General features: G+C 65.5%; 13 protein-coding genes. 12 read left to right on the top strand and 1 reads right to left on the bottom strand.

All coding sequences use genetic code 11. From position 1 onward, the window contains the following. The first annotated feature begins 25 nt into the window (after positions 1-25). The 3 genes from nusG to rplA all read left to right on the top strand — a co-directional run bounded on the left by nusG (position 26) and on the right by rplA (position 2220). Positions 26-865 (top strand): transcription termination/antitermination protein NusG, encoded by an 840-nt coding sequence (nusG, locus tag ACYVKA_RS02475; RefSeq protein WP_394274883.1) that lies wholly within the window; start codon positions 26-28, stop codon positions 863-865. 103 nt (positions 866-968) lie between these two features. Continuing rightward, complete coding sequence (rplK, locus tag ACYVKA_RS02470) at positions 969-1397, top strand: 50S ribosomal protein L11 (protein ID WP_394274884.1); 429 nt, start codon at positions 969-971, stop codon at positions 1395-1397. A gap of 118 nt (positions 1398-1515) precedes the next feature. After that, positions 1516-2220 (top strand): 50S ribosomal protein L1, encoded by a 705-nt coding sequence (gene rplA, locus ACYVKA_RS02465; RefSeq protein ID WP_394274885.1) that lies wholly within the window; start codon positions 1516-1518, stop codon positions 2218-2220. A gap of 193 nt (positions 2221-2413) precedes the next feature. Here rplA and ACYVKA_RS02460 read toward each other — a convergent pair whose 3' ends face one another. Next, the gene (locus tag ACYVKA_RS02460; protein WP_460702678.1) at positions 2414-3169 is read right to left on the bottom strand and encodes a C40 family peptidase; all 756 of its coding nucleotides are present in this window, start codon (positions 3167-3169) and stop codon (positions 2414-2416) included. 723 nt (positions 3170-3892) lie between these two features. Between ACYVKA_RS02460 and rplJ the strand changes: the two genes are divergently transcribed. The 9 genes from rplJ to tuf all read left to right on the top strand — a co-directional run bounded on the left by rplJ (position 3893) and on the right by tuf (position 18273). After that, on the top strand, positions 3893-4543 hold the full coding sequence (rplJ, locus tag ACYVKA_RS02455) for a 50S ribosomal protein L10 (protein WP_394274887.1): 651 nt from the start codon (positions 3893-3895) through the stop codon (positions 4541-4543). A gap of 32 nt (positions 4544-4575) precedes the next feature. Beyond that, positions 4576-4971: a 50S ribosomal protein L7/L12 gene (rplL, locus tag ACYVKA_RS02450; protein ID WP_394274888.1), complete on the top strand. Its 396-nt coding sequence runs from the start codon at positions 4576-4578 to the stop codon at positions 4969-4971. 323 nt (positions 4972-5294) lie between these two features. Beyond that, positions 5295-8780, top strand: coding sequence for a DNA-directed RNA polymerase subunit beta (gene rpoB, locus ACYVKA_RS02445; RefSeq protein ID WP_460702676.1), 3486 nt, complete (start codon positions 5295-5297; stop codon positions 8778-8780). A 108-nt stretch (positions 8781-8888) separates the two neighbouring features. Continuing rightward, positions 8889-12770 carry a DNA-directed RNA polymerase subunit beta' gene (locus tag ACYVKA_RS02440; RefSeq protein ID WP_460702674.1) on the top strand — a complete coding sequence of 1294 codons (3882 nt, stop codon included), beginning with the start codon at positions 8889-8891 and terminating at the stop codon, positions 12768-12770. Positions 12771-12865: 95 nt separating this feature from the next. Then, positions 12866-13531 (top strand): MOSC domain-containing protein, encoded by a 666-nt coding sequence (locus ACYVKA_RS02435; protein ID WP_460702672.1) that lies wholly within the window; start codon positions 12866-12868, stop codon positions 13529-13531. A gap of 243 nt (positions 13532-13774) precedes the next feature. Next, positions 13775-14146 carry a 30S ribosomal protein S12 gene (gene rpsL / locus ACYVKA_RS02430; protein WP_441826462.1) on the top strand — a complete coding sequence of 124 codons (372 nt, stop codon included), beginning with the start codon at positions 13775-13777 and terminating at the stop codon, positions 14144-14146. Further along, positions 14146-14616, top strand: coding sequence for a 30S ribosomal protein S7 (gene rpsG / locus ACYVKA_RS02425; RefSeq protein WP_394274893.1), 471 nt, complete (start codon positions 14146-14148; stop codon positions 14614-14616). The genes rpsL and rpsG overlap by 1 nt, the downstream gene beginning before the upstream one ends. A 181-nt stretch (positions 14617-14797) precedes the next feature. After that, positions 14798-16846, top strand: a complete 2049-nt coding sequence (gene fusA / locus ACYVKA_RS02420; protein WP_394274896.1) for an elongation factor G — start codon at positions 14798-14800, stop codon at positions 16844-16846. Between the two features lie 233 nt (positions 16847-17079). Continuing rightward, on the top strand, positions 17080-18273 hold the full coding sequence (tuf, locus tag ACYVKA_RS02415) for an elongation factor Tu (protein ID WP_460702670.1): 1194 nt from the start codon (positions 17080-17082) through the stop codon (positions 18271-18273). The last annotated feature ends 85 nt before the right edge of the window (positions 18274-18358 follow it).

Here is an 18358-nt window from a genome sequence, read left to right as displayed (position 1 = left end):
CCAGTCCCAATCCACGGAGATCCTTGTGACCAACAATCCTGAGTTCGACGAACCCGCCGACGAGACCCCCGAGGTCGAGATCGACCTGGGCCAGTTCGACGACGCCGAGGAGGCGGATGCTCCCGAGCAGGAGCTGAACCTCGACTTCGGCGAGGACCTGGCCGAGGAGGCCGACGGCATCGAGCTGAATTTCGGCGACGATGAGCCTGAGGAGGACGAGTCCGAGGAGGGTGTACCCGTGGACGGCGACCCCGCCCTGGAGGCAGCCCTCGAGGAGCTGCGACAGGAGCTGCGCACCAAGTTCGGCGAGTGGTACGTCATCCACACCTACTCCGGCATGGAGAACCGTGTGAAGCAGAACCTCGATGCTCGCGTCCAGACGCTGAACATGGAGGACTACATCTTCGAGACGGTCGTGCCCACCGAGCAGGCCATCGAGATCCGCAATGGTGCCCGCAAGACCGTCACTCGCACGGTCCTGCCCGGCTACGTGCTGGTTCGCATGGACCTGACGGATGACTCCTGGGGCACCGTGCGCCACACCCCGTCGGTCACCGGTTTCGTCGGCAATGGCCAGACCCCGGTCCCGCTGAGCCTCGAAGAGGTCGAGCAGATGCTCACCCCGTCGGTGGCCGCGCGCGTGGCCTCCGAGCAGGCCACTCCGACTCCGAGCACCCGCAAGAAGATCGAGGTCGTCGACTTCTCCGTGGGTGACTCCGTCCAGGTGGTGGACGGCCCCTTCGCCGGGGTGCACGCCACCATCACCGAGATCAACGTGAACAGCCAGCGGCTGAAGGCCCTGGTCGAGATCCTGGGTCGTGAGACCCCGGTCGACCTGACCTTCCCGCAGATCGCCCGGATCTGATCCGCGGCCTTCGCGCGTTCACGTCAGGCCGATCCGCCAGGTCGGCCGTGCACCACCCGCGGTGACGCAAACCGCGTCACCCAGCCAAGAAAAGGACCCAAACATGCCTCCCAAGAAGAAGGTAGCGGCACTCGTCAAGGTCGCCCTGCAGGCGGGCGCTGCCACTCCTGCTCCTCCCGTCGGTACGGCCCTCGGCCCGCACGGCGTCAACATCATGGAGTTCTGCAAGGCGTACAACGCCAAGACGGAATCCCAGCGTGGCAACATCGTCCCCGTCGAGATCACCATCTACGAGGACCGCACGTTCACCTTCATCACGAAGACGCCGCCGGCTGCCGAGCTGATCAAGAAGGCCGCTGGCCTCAGCAAGGGCTCCGCCGTCCCGCACAAGGACAAGGTCGGCAAGCTCACCAAGGACCAGATCCGCGAGATCGCCACGACCAAGCTGCCCGACCTGAACGCGAATGATGTCGAGTCCGCGATGAAGATCGTGGAGGGCACCGCCCGTTCGATGGGCGTCGCGGTCGACTGACCGCCGATGCCCGCTTGCGGGCATCCCACTGGGAGGGCCGAGCGCGGCCCGTACCAGAACCTGGTGGACCGGCCCACGAGGCCGGCCGCACACGAGACACACGTTAGGAACCAGACAGATGAAGCGCAGCAAGGCCTACAGGGCCGCCGCCGAGAAGCGTGACGAGAACGAGCTGTACACGGCCGAGAAGGCCCTCGAGATCGTCAAGTCCGGAGCGTCGGCCAAGTTCGACGAGACCATCGATGTCGCCATGCGGCTGGGCGTCGATCCTCGCAAGGCGGACCAGATGGTCCGCGGTACCGTCAACCTCCCGCACGGCACCGGCAAGACGGCAAGGGTCCTTGTCTTCGCCAATGGCGCCAATGCCGAGGCTGCTCGTGCAGCTGGCGCGGACGAGGTTGGCTCGGACGAGCTGATCGAGAAGGTGGCTGGCGGCTACCTCGACTTCGACGCCGTCGTGGCAACCCCCGACCTGATGGGCAAGGTTGGTCGACTGGGTCGAGTGCTGGGCCCCCGCGGCCTGATGCCGAACCCGAAGACCGGCACCGTGACCATGGATGTCGCCAAGGCCGTCAATGACATCAAGGGTGGCAAGATCGAGTTCCGTGTGGACCGTCACGCCAACCTGCACTTCCTGATCGGCAAGGCGTCCTTCGACCAGGCCAAGCTCGACGAGAACTACTTCGCCGCGCTGGACGAGATCCTGCGACTGAAGCCGAATGCCTCGAAGGGCCGCTACATCCGCAAGATCACGGTCTCCTCGACGATGGGCCCCGGTGTCGCCATTGACCCGACCCAGACCAAGCCGACCGAGCAGGATTGATCCGCTCGCAGGCCTGAACTGCCCGCAGCCCCGCTCCTGGGACTGCGGGCAGTTTCTGCGTCCCGAGTGGGGCTGCAGTGCGCCGGGCGCATGCAGGTACGCATGAAGGGCCGCTCCCTGGTGGGGGAGCGGCCCTTCATGCATCTACCCGGTCACATCTACCCGGTCATTCGGGCCCGGACGGGGTGGTGGATCAGGCGGGACGCACGGCGCCGCGGTAGGGCATTGTGTTCATCTTGACCTTCTTGACCACGGAACGGGAGTTCGGCGCGTGGATGACGTCGCCATTGCCGACGTAGATGCCGACGTGGCCGCCGCCGTAGAAGGAGATGATGTCGCCGGGCTGCAGGTTGCTCTTGGAGACCTTGCGCAGGCCGTTGTACTGGGCGTAGGAGGTGCGCGGGATGCTCACACCAGCGGAGCGCCAGGCAGCGCCGGTCAGGCCGGAGCAGTCGAAGGCCCTGGGACCTGTGGCGCCGTAGACATAGGGCTTGCCCAGCTGGGCGTGGGCGAAGTTGACCGCGCGCTGCGCCTTGCTGGACGAGGCGGTGACGCTGCTGGTCACGGTGCGCTTCTTGGCTGCGGTCTTCTTGGCGCCAGCGCCCACGCGCAGGTAGCTCAGGGTTCGCTTGTCGAGGGTGCCGGTGGCGGCGATGCCGCGCGAGGCCTGGTAGGACTTCACGGCCGCGCGGGTCTGGGTGCCGAAGTAGCCGGTCGCCGGCACACGGAAGCCCACCTGGGTGAGGGCATTCTGCAGGGACTTGACCTGGCTTCCACGGGAGCCGTAGCCCAGGTTGCTCGAGATCTTCTTGGCGTGGCTCATCGAGCAGTACACATTGGCGCGGCTGCCGCACACGGCCGCCTCGGCGGGTGCGGCGGTGGCGAAGGTGCCGGCGCCCAGGGCGGCGGTGGCAGCGAAGGCGACGGCGGTGGTGCGAATCGTGGACATGGTTCCTCTTGTCTGGTCGGACAGGCGCGATTGGCTCAACGCCGCCGGTCGTTCATGTGGATGCCACCCCACGGGGCGACTCGGATCACAGTACGACCCTGAGTGTTCTTCACCAACTCTCAGATTCGGTTAAGGAATTTGTCGGAGCGTCACCGTCGCTCCTGCGCTGTGCTGAACCTCATGGTGGCTAGCGATTACGCGAAAGGTGAATACGTTGGTGTGATTTTTCCCACATCAGGAAGCACGGGCAGTGGCATGGTGGTTGGGTAGCGCATCGCGTCGCCGTAATGACCGCCGGAGGGCGCTGGCGGATCCAGCTGGAGCCGGAGGGCGCTGGCGGATCCAGCTGGAGCCGGAGGGCGCTGGCGGATCCAGCTGGAGCCGGAGGGCGCTGGCGGATCCAGCTGGAGCCGGAGGGCGCTGGCGGATCCAGCTGGAGGAGGATCACTTTCGATTTGGAGCCAGGCAGTTGATGGCCTAGAGTCAAAGGGCCGAAGACCGCTGGTGGTGACGAAAGACACATGGGCAACCGTGTGGCGCCCGCGCAGGTGACCGCTGTACAACGCTGGACAGTCACGCATCCTCTGAGGGTGCGTCGATCTCCAGGGTTGCCCCGCGCCACCAGAGGCGACGGGGCTTTTTTCATGTCACCGATCGGGATCCGGCACACGGCGAACCGCCCACGGGTGGTTCGCGCACTACAGGAAGTGGGAAGGAGACCCAATGGCTAGGCCAGACAAGGCAGCTGCGGTCGACGAGCTGAAGCAGAGCTTCACCAACGCCGACGCAGCCGTGCTGACCGAGTACCGCGGACTCACCGTGAGCAACCTGAAGGATCTGCGCAGGTCGCTCGGCGAGGACGCAACCTATGCCGTTGCGAAGAACACCCTGACCACGATCGCGGCCAAGGAAGCTGGCATTGAGGGGCTCGACGAGCAGCTCACCGGCCCCACCGCTATCGCCTTCATCAACGGTGACATCGCCACCGTTGCGAAGGGTCTGCGCGACTTCGCAAAGGCCAACCCCCTCCTGGTGATCAAGGGCGGCGTGATGGACGGAAAGGTCCTGAACGCCGACGAGGTCAAGAAGCTTGCCGATCTCGAATCGCGCGAGGTTCTGCTCGCCAAGATGGCCGGCGCAATGCAGGCCAGCCTGCAGCAGGCCGTCTACCTGTTCGCCGCTCCGCTCTCCCAGGCCGCTCGCGCCCTGGGTGCGCTGGAGACCAAGGCGCAGGCCGACCCCTCGGTCATTGCTGGAGCCGGCCAGGCTCCCGCTGCCCAGGAGACCGTCTCCGAGGATTCCTCGGAGGCCCCCGCCGCTGATGCGGCAGATGATGCAGCCCAGGCTGCTGACACCACCGACGCGGCCAACTGACGCTGCATCAGAACAGTAAGGAAAGGACCATCATGGCAAAGCTCAGCACCGAAGAGCTCCTTGACGCCTTCAAGGAGATGACCCTGATCGAGCTCAGCGAGTTCGTCAAGCAGTTCGAGGACGCCTTCGGCGTCACCGCCGCTGCCCCCGTCGCCGTTGCCGCCGCTCCCGCGGCCGGTGGTGGCGCGGGCGACGCCGCTGCCGAGGACGAGGGCTCCGACGAGGTCGATGTCATCCTCGAGTCGGCCGGCGACAAGAAGATCCAGGTCATCAAGGAGGTGCGCGCCCTCACCAGCCTCGGCCTGAAGGAGGCCAAGGACCTCGTCGAGGGTGCCCCGAAGCCCGTCCTGGAGAAGGTTGCCAAGGACGCCGCTGCCAAGGCCAAGGAGCAGCTCGAGGCTGCCGGCGCCACCGTCACCGTCAAGTGACAACGTCCCCTTCGGGGGAGCGCTGGAGGCCAGGGGCGGGTGCCACCATCACGGTGGCGCCCGCCCCTGCTGCATGCCCGGCCGGGTCGGAGTTGAGTCGGGGCGGGCGTGGGGTAGTGTGAAGGCTGCTCGGGAGGACGAGCCGCAGGGTCGCGGCCACGGGATGATCACCCGCCGCACCGCTGTGCGCGGAAGTTGAAATCGGGGCGCCCTTGTCGTAACGTGTGTTCTTGCCCCATCGCCACACTGATGACCCGGGACTTGACTCGGGCCGTTCAGCATGCACAAAGAACCCTTTCCGAGTTCTTGGAAGGACCAATATCTTGGCCGCCTCGCGCACTGCGTCGAAGAACACGAATGTCGTCTCCACCAGCGGACGAATCTCCTTCGCGAAGATCCATGAACCGCTCGAAGTCCCGAATCTCCTCGACCTCCAGACGAAGTCCTTCGACTGGCTGATCGGCAACGAGGCCTGGCGCACCAGCGTCGAGGAAGCCCTTGCTGCAGGTCGCACCGACATCAACACCAAGTCCGGACTGGAGGAGATCTTCGAGGAGATCTCCCCGATCGAGGACTTCTCCGAGACGATGTCGCTGAGCTTCCGCGACCACCGCTTCGAGAGCCCAAAGTACTCCGTGGAGGAGTGCAAGGACCGCGACGTCACCTATGCGGCACCCCTGTTCGTCACCGCCGAGTTCATGAACAACGACACCGGCGAGATCAAGAGCCAGACGGTCTTCATCGGCGACTTCCCGCTGATGACCGACAAGGGCACCTTCGTGATCAACGGCACCGAGCGCGTCGTGGTCTCCCAGCTGGTCCGTTCCCCCGGCGTCTACTTCGAACAGACCCCCGACAAGACCTCCGACAAGGACATCTTCACCTGCAAGGTGATCCCCTCGCGTGGTGCGTGGCTCGAGTTCGAGGTCGACAAGCGCGACCTGGTCGGCGTGCGCCTGGACCGCAAGCGCAAGCAGAACGTCACCGTCCTGCTCAAGGCGCTGGGCTGGAGCGAGGAGCGCATCCTCGAGGAGTTCAGCGAGTACGAGTCGATCCGCCAGACCCTGGAGAAGGACAACGTCTCCACCCAGGACGAGGCCCTGCTCGACATCTACCGCAAGCTGCGTCCCGGCGAGCCGCCGGCCCGCGATGCTGCCGAGGCGCTGCTGAAGAACTACTACTTCAACCCGAAGCGTTATGACCTGGCCAAGGTCGGTCGCTACAAGATCAACAAGAAGCTGGGCATGGGGCTGCCCTTCGACCAGCAGGTGCTGACCATCGACGACATCGTCGCGGCCATCCACTATGTCTGCGCGCTGCACGAGGGCAAGACCGAGCTGCAGCGTGATGACGTCACCGTCATCGTCGAAGAGGACGACATCGACCACTTCGGCAACCGTCGCCTGCGCACGGTCGGAGAGCTGATCCAGAACCAGCTGCGCACCGGCCTGGGCCGCATGGAGCGCGTGGTCCGCGACCGCATGACCACGCAGGACATCGAGGCCATCACGCCGCAGACCCTGATCAACATCCGTCCGGTGACCGCGGCGCTGAAGGAGTTCTTCGGTACCTCGCAGCTGTCGCAGTTCATGGACCAGAACAACCCGCTCACCGGCCTGACGCACAAGCGTCGTCTGTCCGCGCTGGGCCCCGGTGGTCTGTCCCGTGACCGCGCCGGCATGGAGGTTCGTGACGTCCACCCGTCGCACTACGGCCGCATGTGCCCCATCGAGACCCCTGAAGGCCCCAACATCGGCCTGATCGGCTCGCTGGCCTCCTTCGCCCGCGTGAACGCCTTCGGCTTCATCGAGACCCCCTACCGCAAGGTCGAGGACGGTGTGGTGACCAACCAGATCGACTACCTCACCGCGGATGAGGAGGACCGTTACGTCATCGCCCAGGCCAATGCCGAGATCGACGAGAACGGCCAGTTCGCCGAGGAGCGCGTCCTGGTGCGCATCAAGCACGGCGACGTGGACACCGTGCCGCGCAATGACGTGGAGTACATGGACGTCTCGCCGCGCCAGATGGTCTCGGTGGCCACCGCGCTGATCCCCTTCCTCGAGCACGATGACGCCTCGCGTGCCCTGATGGGTGCCAACATGCAGCGACAGGCTGTCCCGTTGCTGCGCAACGAGGCTCCCTTCGTCGGCACCGGCATGGAGTACCGCTCGGCCATCGACGTCGGCGACGTCACCGTGGCCAGCAAGGCCGGCGTGGTCATGGCCGTCTCGGCCGACATGATCGACGTCGCCTGTGACGACGGCACCTACCAGACCTACCAGCTTCAGAAGTTCAAGCGCTCCAATGCCGGCACCTGCATCAACCAGCGTCCGCTGGTCACCCAGGGCCAGCGTGTCGAGGTCGGCACCCCGCTGGCCGACGGCCCCTGCACCGACGGTGGCGAGATGGCCCTGGGCAAGAACCTGCTCGTGGCCTTCATGAGCTGGGAGGGCCACAACTACGAGGACGCGATCATCCTCTCGCAGCGCCTGGTCCAGGACGACGTCCTCACCTCGATCCACATCGAGGAGCACGAGGTCGACGCCCGCGACACCAAGCTGGGCCCCGAGGAGATCACCCGCGACATCCCCAATGTCTCGGAGGAGATGCTGGCCAACCTCGACGAGCGCGGCATCATCCGCATCGGCGCCGAGGTCGGCACCGGCGACATCCTGGTCGGCAAGGTGACGCCCAAGGGCGAGACCGAGCTCACCCCGGAGGAGCGCCTGCTGCGCGCCATCTTCGGTGAGAAGGCCCGTGAGGTGCGCGACACCTCCATGAAGGTGCCCCACGGCGAGACCGGTGTGGTCATCGGCGTGCGCGTCTTCGACCGCGACGAGGGTGACGAGCTGCCCCCCGGCGTCAACCAGCTGGTGCGGGTGTACGTGGCCCAGAAGCGCAAAATCCAGAATGGAGACAAGCTGGCCGGCCGTCACGGCAACAAGGGTGTCATCTCCAAGATCCTGCCCGTCGAGGACATGCCCTTCCTCGAGGACGGCACCCCCGTCGACATCGTGCTGAACCCGATGGGTGTTCCCTCGCGAATGAACGTGGGTCAGGTGCTGGAGAACCACCTCGGGTGGATCGCCAAGACCGGGTGGGACATCGAGAGTGTCGAGGGGGAGTGGGCCGATCGTCTGCGCGATGTCGGCCTGAGCCACGTCGACGGCAATTCCCGTCTGGCGACCCCGGTCTTCGACGGTGCCAACGAGGCCGAGATCTCCGGCCTGCTGGAGAACGGCATCCCGACCCGTGACGGCGACCACCTGGTCGACTCCGACGGCAAGGCACGCCTGTTCGACGGCCGTTCCGGCGAGCCGTACCCGGAGAAGGTCGGCGTGGGCTACATGTACATGCTCAAGCTGCACCACCTCGTGGATGACAAGATCCACGCCCGTTCGACCGGTCCGTACTCGATGATCACCCAGCAGCCCCTGGGCGGCAAGGCGCAGTTCGGTGGCCAGCGCTTCGGTGAGATGGAGGTGTGGGCCATGGAGGCCTATGGCGCCGCCTGGGCACTGCAGGAGCTGCTCACCATCAAGTCCGATGACGTCCCCGGCCGCGTGAAGGTCTACGAGGCCATCGTCAAGGGCGAGAACATCCCGGAGCCGGGTATCCCCGAGTCCTTCAAGGTTCTGGTCAAGGAGATGAAGTCGCTCTGCCTGAACGTCGAGGTCCTCTCCAGCGACGGCACCGTCGTCGAGCTGCGTGACAGCGAGGACGACTACCGCAGCGCGGAGGACTTCGGCATCGATCTCTCCCGTCGTCCCGGCAGCGAGTCCTTCGCGGCCGTCGACGAAGTCTGAGTTCCCACTCAGTCCCCTGACGGGCCCCCGGCGCTGGCCGGGGCCCGTCACTCGAACTCAGACATCCATGCAAGGCACCTGCCATGAGGCAGGGGAAAGTGAACCAACGTGCTGGACGTGAACTTCTACGACGAGCTGCGCATCGGTCTTGCCCAGGCCGACCAGATCCGCGAGTGGTCGCACGGCGAGGTCAAGAAGCCCGAAACCATCAACTACCGCACGCTCAAGCCCGAGCGTGACGGACTCTTCTGCGAGAAGATCTTCGGTCCCACCCGGGACTGGGAGTGCAACTGCGGCAAGTACAAGCGCGTGCGCTTCAAGGGCATCATCTGCGAGCGCTGTGGCGTTGAGGTGACGCGCTCCAATGTGCGTCGCGAGCGGATGGGCCACATCGAGCTGGCCGCCCCGGTCACCCACATCTGGTACTTCAAGGGCGTCCCGTCGCGCCTGGGCTACCTGCTGGACATCGCGCCCAAGGACCTCGAGAAGGTCATCTATTTCGCGGCCTACATGATCACGGCCGTGGACGAGGATGCCCGTCATCGCGATCTGCCCTCGCTGGAGGCCAAGGTCGAGACCGAGCGCAAGCGCATCGAGCAGCGTCGTGACGCCGACATCGAGGCGCGCATGACCAAGCTGGAGCAGGACTTGGGCCAGCTCGAGAGCGAGGGTGCCTCTGCCGACATCCAGAAGAAGGTCCGCACCGGCGGCGAGAAGGAGCTCAAGCAGCTTCGTGACCGCAGCCAGCGCGAGCTGGACCGTCTGGATGCGGTGTGGACCCGCTTCAAGAGCCTCAAGGTCCAGGACCTCGAGGGCGACGAGATCCTCTACCGCGAGATGACCAAGCGCTTCGGCAAGTACTTCGAGGGCTTCATGGGTGCGGAGGCGATCAAGCGTCGTCTGGCCACCTTCGACCTGACCGAGGAGGCCGAGAACCTCCGCAACACGATCCAGACCGGCAAGGGCCAGCGCAAGACCCGCGCCCTGAAGCGTCTCAAGGTCGTCTCTGCCTTCCTCGACGGCCGCAACTCGCCGGCCGGCATGGTCCTGGACGCCGTCCCGGTCATCCCGCCGGACCTGCGTCCCATGGTGCAGCTCGACGGTGGCCGTTTCGCGACCTCCGACCTGAACGACCTGTACCGCCGCGTGATCAACCGCAACAACCGCCTCAAGCGCCTGCTCGACCTCGGTGCCCCCGAGATCATCGTGAACAACGAGAAGCGCATGCTGCAGGAGTCGGTGGACTCGCTGTTCGACAACGGCCGTCGGGGACGCCCCGTCACCGGGCCGGGCAACCGTCCGCTGAAGTCCATCAGCGACATGCTGAAGGGCAAGCAGGGTCGTTTTCGCCAGAACCTGCTGGGCAAGCGCGTCGACTACTCGGGCCGTTCGGTCATCACCGTGGGCCCGCAGCTGAAGCTGCACCAGTGCGGCCTGCCCAAGGCCATGGCCCTGGAGCTGTTCAAGCCCTTCGTGATGAAGCGTCTGGATGACCTGAACTACGCCCAGAACATCAAGAGCGCCAAGCGCATGGTGGAGCGTCAGCGTCCCCAGGTGTGGGATGTCCTCGAAGAGGTCATCAAGGAGCACCCGGTGCTGCTGAACCGTGCACCAACCCTGCACCGCCTCGGCATCCAGGCCTTCGAGCCCCAGCTGATCGAGGGCAAGGCCATCCAGCTGCACCCGCTGGTCTGCACCGCCTTCAATGCCGACTTCGACGGCGACCAGATGGCCGTGCACCTGCCGTTGTCGGCCGAGGCACAGGCCGAGGCCCGCATCCTGATGCTGTCGACGAACAACATCCTCAAGCCGGCCGATGGTCGTCCCGTCACGCTGCCGACCCAGGACATGATCATCGGCATGTACTTCCTCACGCAGGAGCGTGAGGGTGCCGGCACCGGCAACAGCTATTCCTCGATCTCCGAGGCGATCATGGCCTTCGATCGCAAGGAGCTGATGATGGGTGCGCGCATCAAGCTGGTCCTTTCCGGCATCGTCAAGCCCGAGGGCGCCGTCGAGCGCACCGACGGCTCCTTCCTGGTGGAGACCACCCTGGGTCGTGCCCTGTTCAACGAGGCGCTTCCCGAGGACTACCCCTTCATCAACGAGACCGTGGGCAAGAAGCAGCTGGGCGCGATCGTCAACGACCTCGCCGAGCGCTACCAGAAGGTCAAGGTTGGCCAGACCCTGGACAACCTCAAGGACCTCGGCTTCCACTGGGCGACCCGATCCGGCGTGACCGTCTCGATCGGCGACGTGCAGACGCCTCCGAACAAGCCGGAGATCATTGCCAGCTACGACGCCAAGGCTGCCAAGATCGACAAGCTCTACGAGCGTGGTGCGGTGACCGAGGACGAGCGTCGTCAGGAGCTCATCCAGATCTGGACCGACGCCACCGCCGAGCTGACCGCGGCCATGGAGGGCAACTTCACCGAGACCAACCCCATCTTCATGATGGTGGCCTCGGGCGCGCGAGGAAACATGACCCAGATGCGCCAGATCGCCGCCATGCGTGGCCTGGTGGCCAACCCGAAGGGCGAGATCATCGCCCGCCCGATCAAGTCGAACTTCCGTGAGGGCCTGTCGGTCCTGGAGTACTTCATCTCCACCCACGGTGGTCGAAAGGGTCAGGCGGACACCGCCCTGCGTACCGCTGACTCGGGCTACCTGACCCGTCGCCTGGTCGACGTCAGCCAGGACGTCATCATCCGCGAGGAGGACTGTGGCACCGAGCGTGGCCTGAACAAGCCCATTGCCCAGGACGACGAGGCGGGCACCCTGCGCGCACTCGGCAATGTCGAGACCGCGGTCTACGCCCGTACCCTCGCCGTCGACGCCGTCGACGACAAGGGCGAGGTCATCGTGGCCGCCGGGACCGACCTGGGTGACGTGGAGATCGACGCCCTGGTGGCTGCCGGTGTCTCGAGCGTCAAGGTGCGCTCGGTGCTCACCTGTGAGGCGGCCACCGGCACCTGCGCCATGTGCTACGGCCGTTCGCTGGCCACCGGAAAGCTGGTCGACGTCGGCGAGGCCGTCGGTATCGTCGCTGCACAGTCGATCGGTGAGCCGGGAACCCAGCTGACCATGCGTACCTTCCACACCGGCGGTGTGGCTGGAGACGACATCACCCAGGGTCTGCCCCGAGTAGTGGAGCTCTTCGAGGCCCGCCAGCCCAAGGGCAAGGCCCCGATGGCCGAGGCCGCCGGTCGCGTCACCATCGAGGAGGGTGACCGTTCGCGCAAGATCATCATCAAGCGCGACGACGGCCAGGAGGACCTGGAGTACCCGGTGCCGCGTCGTGCGCGCCTGGACTTCGAGGACTCCACCGGTGTCAAGCGCTCGCTCAAGGATGGCGACCACGTGGAGGCGGGCCAGCAGCTGACCGCCGGCACGATGGATCCGCAGGACGTGCTGCGAGTGCGTGGTGTCCGCAAGGTGCAGGAGCACCTGGTGGAGGAGGTCCAGAAGGTCTACGGCACCCAGGGTGCCCCGATCCACGACAAGCACATCGAGATCATCATTCGCCAGATGCTTCGCCGCATCACCGTCATCGACTCCGGTGACACGACGATGATGCCCGGTGAGCTGGTGGACCGTCAGACCTACGAGAGCCAGAACCGCAAGGCGCTGGCCGAGGGTGGCAAGCCCGCCGAGGGCCGTCCGGTCCTGATGGGCATCACCAAGGCCTCGCTGGCCACGGAGTCCTGGCTGTCGGCGGCCTCCTTCCAGGAGACCACCAAGGTCCTGACCGATGCCGCCATCCACGGCAAGTCCGACTCGCTGGTCGGTCTGAAGGAGAACGTGATCCTCGGCAAGCTGATCCCGGCCGGCACCGGCCTGGAGCGCTACCGCAACATCCGCGTGGAGCCCACGGCGGAGGCCAAGGCAACGGCCTTCACCATGAGCTACGACCCCTTCGACTACGACTTCGGTACGGGTACGGGTGCGGCTGTTCCGCTGGAGGACCTCGACTTCGGCGACATGCGCTGAGTTCGTGGCTGATGGCATCGGGCGCCTCCCTTCGGGGAGGCGCCCGATGCCTCTTTGTCGACACCGTCGGCCGAGCAGCTCGCTACGGTGGGCCCATGGAGATCCTGTCGACCAACATTGGGCGTCCCCGCGAGGACATCGGCGGCTATGGCCGCCCGACGGGGCATGACAAGAGGCCTGTCGCCTCCATCACGCTCAGTGACCCCGGGCCCCGCCATCCACGGGCGGAGCGCGCCTCCGGGGTGGAGGGCGACTTCGTGGGGGACCGGGAGCACCACGGCGGCCGTGACAAGGCGGTCTATGCGGTGGGCTGGGAGGACCTCGAGCTGTGGTCCGAGCGTCTGGGGGTCGAGCTGCCGGCCGGTTGGATGGGGGAGAACCTCACCACCCTGGGCCGCGACCTGAATGCCGCGGTGGTGGGGGAGAAGTGGCGCATCGGTGACGCCCTGCTGCAGGTGTGTCAGCCCCGCATCCCGTGCCGGACCTTCCAGGTGGTGGCGGGCCGTCCGGGATGGATCAAGCAGTTCACGGCCGCGGGTGGGGCAGGAGCCTATCTCAGGGTGCTGGAGCCCGGCACGGTGCGTCCGGGCGACCGGGTGGAGGTGCTGGACGTGCCGGAGCATGGCGTCGGGGTCCGGCAGGTCTTTCGTGCCCGCACCACCCACCCCGAGACCGCAGGGGCGGTGTTGACGGCTCGGGAGCACCTGCCCGACGAGGTGGCGGCAAAGCTCCTGGCCCGGCAGGTGACGGACCTCGCCTGAGTCCCTGTTTTGACCCAGGGGCCTGCCTCGTCTAGATTTGGTACCTGTGCTCGATCAGATCGGGCCCGTGTGCGTGCCCTGGCAGTGGGGTCACCCTCCTAAACGTTGCGAGGAGGGGGACAACAGTGCGGAGGTCGCACTGCAGACAACTGCACCAGCTGGGGATAACGGTGGTCCACAACTGACGCGCGGGAGCTGCAAGCCAGGGTAAGACCATCCAGACAACGAAAGAGATACCAGCCGGTGCCTACAATCCAGCAGCTGGTCCGCAAGGGCCGCACTGACAAGGTCAGCAAGAACAGTACGCCTGCGCTCAAGGGTTCGCCCCAGCGTCGTGGTGTGTGTACTCGCGTGTACACCACCACCCCGAAGAAGCCGAACTCGGCACTCCGCAAGGTGGCTCGTGTGCGCCTCTCCTCCGGGATCGAGGTGACCGCCTACATTCCGGGCGTGGGCCACAACCTGCAGGAGCACTCGATGGTGCTGGTCCGCGGCGGTCGTGTCAAGGACCTGCCCGGCGTTCGCTACAAGATCATTCGTGGCTCGCTCGACACCCAGGGTGTCAAGGGTCGCAAGCAGGCTCGCAGCCGCTACGGCGCGAAGAAGGAGAAGTAATGCCTCGCAAGGGACCGGCGCCCAAGCGCCCCGTCATCGCCGATCCGGTCTTCGGATCCCCGCTGGTGTCGCAGCTCGTCAGCAAGATCCTGCTGGACGGCAAGAAGACCACCGCGCAGCAGATCGTCTACACCGCCCTCGAGGGCACCCGTGAGAAGACCGGTGTGGACCCCGTCCAGACCCTCAAGCGTGCACTTGACAACATCAAGCCGTCCCTTGAGGTCAAGAGCCGTCGCGTCGGTGGCGCCACCTACCAGGTGCCGATCGAGGTCAAGCCTGCTCGTGCCACCACGCTGAGCATGCGCTGGCTGGTCAGCTACTCTCGCGCCCGTCGGGAGAAGACGATGGCCGAGCGCCTGATGAATGAGATCCTGGATGCCTCGAACGGTCTGGGCGCCTCGGTCAAGAAGCGCGAGGACACCCACAAGATGGCCGAGGCCAACAAGGCCTTCGCCCACTACCGCTGGTGATCTGATGCCCCAACGTCGTGAGCGACGTTGGGGCGTCCTCACGTCCGGGGCGGGTAGAATCCTGTCCCGGGCGTGTTCTCTGTCCTACCCCATTGTTCGTAATCCATACATAGATTGAGGTTGAAGCCCTGTGGCCATCGACTTGAAGACTGACCTGGCCAAGGTCCGCAACATCGGCATCATGGCCCACATCGACGCCGGCAAGACCACCACGACCGAGCGCATCTTGTTCTACACGGGCATCACCCACAAGATCGGTGAGGTCCACGACGGCGCTGCCACCATGGACTGGATGGAGCAGGAGCAGGAGCGTGGCATCACGATCACCTCCGCCGCCACCACCTGCTTCTGGCACGACACCCAGATCAACATCATCGACACCCCCGGCCACGTGGACTTCACCGTCGAGGTGGAGCGCTCGCTGCGCGTGCTCGACGGGGCCGTGGCCGTCTTCGACGGTGTCGCCGGGGTCGAGCCGCAGTCGCAGACCGTGTGGCGCCAGGCCAGCAAGTACGGCGTTCCGCGCATCTGCTACATCAACAAGCTGGACCGTACCGGTGCGAGCTTCGACCACTGTGTCAAGACCATCCGCGAGCGCCTGATGGCCACCCCGGCCATCATCCAACTGCCGATCGGTGCCGAGGCCGACTTCCTGGGCGTCGTCGACCTGGTCGAGATGAACGCCAAGACCTACCGCGGTGAGACCACGATGGGTGAGATGTACGAGGTCGAGGAGATCCCGGCTGACATGCTGGAGCAGGCCAAGGCGGCCCGCGCCGAGCTGCTCGAGGTCGTGGCCGAGGCCGACGACGAGTTGATGGAGATGTTCCTGGAGGGCGAGGAGCCCTCGGTGGAGCGCCTGAAGGCTGGCATCCGCAAGGGTGTCCTGGAGAACAAGTTCAACGCCGTGGTCTGTGGCACCTCCTTCAAGAACAAGGGTGTGCAGCCGCTGCTCGACGCCATCGTCGACTACCTGCCCAGCCCGCTGGACGTTCCCGCCATCGCCGGCTTCAAGCCCGGCGACGAGGAGACCGTCCTGGAGCGTCACCCGAACAATGACGACCCGCTGTCGATCCTGGCCTTCAAGGTGGCCGCCGATCCGCACCTGGGCAAGCTCACCTTCATCCGCGTTTACTCCGGTGTCCTGCAGGCCGGCACCCAGGTGCTGAACGCCACCAAGGGCAAGAAGGAGCGCATCGGCAAGATCTACCAGATGCACGCCAACAAGCGTGAGGAGATCGACGCCATTGGTGCCGGCATGATCGTGGCCGTCATGGGCCTCAAGGACACCACCACCGGTGAGACCCTGTGCGACCCGGCCAACCCGATCATCCTGGAGTCGATGGAGTTCCCGGCCCCGGTGATCGAGCAGGCCATCGAGCCGAAGACCAAGTCGGACCAGGAGAAGCTGGGTGTCGCCATCCAGCGCCTGGCCGAGGAGGACCCCACCTTCCGCGTCCACACCGACGAGGAGACCGGCCAGACCATCATCGCCGGCATGGGCGAGCTGCACCTCGAGGTGCTGATCGACCGCATGAAGCGCGAGTTCAAGGTCGAGGCCAACATCGGCAAGCCGCAGGTGGCCTACCGGGAGACCCTGCGCCGCCCGGTGCAGAAGGTCGACTACACCCACAAGAAGCAGTCGGGTGGTTCGGGCCAGTACGCCAAGGTGATCGTGGACCTGGAGCCGCTGGAGCCGGGCTCGGGCTACGAGTTCGTCAACGCCGTCACCGGTGGCCGCATCCCCAAGGAGTACATCCCCGCCGTGGATGCCGGCATCAAGGACGCCATGCAGTTCGGCGTGCTGGCCGGTTACCCGGTCGAGGACATCCGTGTCACCCTGACCGATGGCGCCTACCACGATGTCGACTCCTCGGAGATGGCCTTCAAGCTGGCCGGTTCGATGGTCTTCAAGGAGGCTGCTCGCAAGGCCGACCCCGCCATCCTCGAGCCGCTGATGGCCGTCGAGGTGACCACCCCGGAGGACTACCTGGGTACCGTCATCGGTGACCTGAACTCTCGTCGTGGCCAGGTGCAGAGCATGGACGAGCTGCACGGCAACCGCGTCGTTCGTGCGCTGGTGCCGTTGAGCGAGATGTTCGGCTACGTGGGTGACCTGCGCTCGAAGACCTCGGGACAGGCCTCCTACTCGATGGAGTTCGACTCCTACGGCGAGACCCCGAAGAACATCGCCGACGAGATCGTCGCCAAGGCTCGCGGCGGCGAGTGACGGTGGCCGATTGGGTGGAGTTCCCGGTTCCGGCCAGGAACTCCACCCGATCCGCATCAGCAATGAGTTTGACTCTCGCCCGCTGGTGCACAAAACTTGGACGGTAGCTGTGCACTGCTTCGGCAGCCATGGCGCCAGCAAGAAGCAAGGACCCCCGGAGAGGGATTTCCCCACTCCGATTTCACACCAGTACGCCCCGCGGAGAGCGTGGCGGCAATCCAGAAGGAGCCCCAGTGGCAAAGGCCAAGTTCGAGCGGACTAAGCCGCACTGCAACATCGGCACCATCGGACACATCGACCACGGCAAGACCACCCTCACCGCGGCGATCTCCAAGGTGCTCCACGACCAGTACCCCGATCTGAACGAGGCTTCGCCCTTCGACCAGATCGACAAGGCTCCCGAGGAGCGTCAGCGCGGCATCACGATCTCGATCGCCCACATCGAGTACCAGACCGAGAAGCGCCACTACGCGCACGTTGACTGCCCCGGCCACGCCGACTACGTCAAGAACATGATCACCGGTGCTGCCCAGATGGACGGCGCCATCCTCGTGGTCGCCGCCACCGACGGCCCCATGCCCCAGACCCACGAGCACGTGCTGCTGGCTCGCCAGGTCGGCGTGCCCGCCATCGTCGTTGCCCTGAACAAGTGCGACATGGTGGACGACGAGGAGCTCATCGAGCTCGTCGAGATGGAGGTCCGTGAGCTGCTGAGCTCGCAGGACTTCGACGGCGACGGCTGCCCGGTCGTGCGCGTCTCCGCTTTCCAGGCCCTGCAGGGCGAGGAGAAGTGGGTCAAGAGCGTCCAGGACCTGATGACCGCTGTCGACGAGTACATCCCGCAGCCCGAGCGCGAGACGGACAAGCCCTTCCTGATGCCCGTTGAGGACGTCTTCACGATCACCGGTCGTGGCACCGTCATCACCGGTCGTATCGAGCGCGGCATCGTCAAGACCGGCGAGACCGTCGACATCATTGGCATCCGCGAGGAGAAGCAGACCAGCACCATCACCGGTGTCGAGATGTTCCGCAAGATCCTCGACGAGGGTCGCGCTGGCGAGAACGTCGGCCTGCTGCTGCGTGGCACCAAGAAGGAAGACGTCGAGCGTGGCATGTGTGTCATCAAGCCCGGCTCGACCACTCCCCACACGGACTTCGAGGGCTCGGTCTACATCCTGACCAAGGAGGAGGGTGGCCGTCACAAGCCCTTCTTCTCCAACTACTCGCCCCAGTTCTACTTCCGCACCACGGACGTGACTGGTGTCGTGCAGCTGCCCGAGGGCACCGAGATGGTGATGCCCGGTGACAACACCGACATGACCGTGCACCTCAACAAGCCTGTCGCCATGGAGGACGGCCTGAAGTTCGCCATCCGTGAGGGTGGCCGTACCGTCGGCGCCGGCCGCGTGACCAAGATCATCAAGTGACCACTGGTCACCAGATCTGAGTCAGGCACGGCCTGAAGCAGAACAGGGGCCCCGATCCGCGAGGATCGGGGCCCCTGTTCGTGTG

The organism is Luteococcus sediminum, assembly GCF_054783495.1.
This window is presented reverse-complemented; position numbering and strand designations above follow the sequence as displayed.

Excerpts from the sequence above, each read along its gene's own strand:
- rplK (WP_394274884.1), top strand. The coding sequence starts at position 969 with ATGCCTCCCAAGAAGAAGGTAGCGGCACTCGTCAAGGTCGCCCTGCAG.
- rplA (WP_394274885.1), top strand. The coding sequence starts at position 1,516 with ATGAAGCGCAGCAAGGCCTACAGGGCCGCCGCCGAGAAGCGTGACGAG.
- ACYVKA_RS02460 (WP_460702678.1), bottom strand. The coding sequence starts at position 3,169 with ATGTCCACGATTCGCACCACCGCCGTCGCCTTCGCTGCCACCGCCGCC.
- rplJ (WP_394274887.1), top strand. The coding sequence starts at position 3,893 with ATGGCTAGGCCAGACAAGGCAGCTGCGGTCGACGAGCTGAAGCAGAGC.
- rplL (WP_394274888.1), top strand. The coding sequence starts at position 4,576 with ATGGCAAAGCTCAGCACCGAAGAGCTCCTTGACGCCTTCAAGGAGATG.
- ACYVKA_RS02435 (WP_460702672.1), top strand. The coding sequence starts at position 12,866 with ATGGAGATCCTGTCGACCAACATTGGGCGTCCCCGCGAGGACATCGGC.
- rpsG (WP_394274893.1), top strand. The coding sequence starts at position 14,146 with ATGCCTCGCAAGGGACCGGCGCCCAAGCGCCCCGTCATCGCCGATCCG.
- fusA (WP_394274896.1), top strand. The coding sequence starts at position 14,798 with ATGGCCCACATCGACGCCGGCAAGACCACCACGACCGAGCGCATCTTG.